The organism is Ensifer sp. Root31, from assembly GCF_001424825.1.
GTDB classification, from domain to species: Bacteria; Pseudomonadota; Alphaproteobacteria; order Rhizobiales; family Rhizobiaceae; genus Ensifer; species Ensifer canadensis.
The window spans coordinates 4082-4711 of sequence record NZ_LMCO01000042.1; the positions used below are offsets into that span (position 1 = coordinate 4082).

Annotated in this window: 1 protein-coding gene; it reads right to left on the reverse strand. The window is 54.3% G+C overall.

Annotated features, from left to right (window positions below):
* Positions 1-45: 45 nt before the first annotated feature.
* On the reverse strand, positions 46-630 hold a 585-nt coding region (locus ASD00_RS41250; RefSeq protein WP_200951504.1), incomplete at its 5' end, for a transposase.

The window sequence follows — 630 nt, forward strand, 5'->3', positions numbered from 1 at the left end:
CCTCCAGTTGCTCCAAGGTTAAAGGTTTCGCACGCCTGGGCCGCTTCACGCAGCTACCGCCATGTTCATATCGGGATGTTCTTTCTTCCATTGCCATGGAAGGCAACGCTCAAGGGAGGTCGATTTTATCTCGCCCGACACGATGCGTTCAAACACGTCGTTGAGCCAGGTATAGGGATCGAGGCCGTTCAACTTGGCTGTCGTCAGCAAGGAGCCTAAAATGGACCAGGTTTCGGCGCCGCCATCACTGCCAGCAAACAGACTGTTGACGCGTCCAAGCGCAATACCTCYCATATTGCGCTCCACGGTGTTGGAATCGACCTCAAGCCTACCGTCYTCCAGGAACAGCGTTAGGCCAGACCAAAGACCCAGAGTGTACTTGATGGCAGATGCGACAGGGTCCTTGGCGGATACATCCTTGATCGTATCCATCAGAAGCGCTTTCAGGTCAGCCATCAAGCCTTTGGTTTTCGCCTGACGAACAGACAGGCGATGCTCGGCGCTCTTGCCGCGGATTTTAGCTTCAATCGCATAGATTTCGGCCAGGCGCTCGATCACCGTTTTGGCCAGCTCCGATTTGTATTTCTTATACACATCGACGAACTTGCGGCGCGCATGGGCCAGACAATA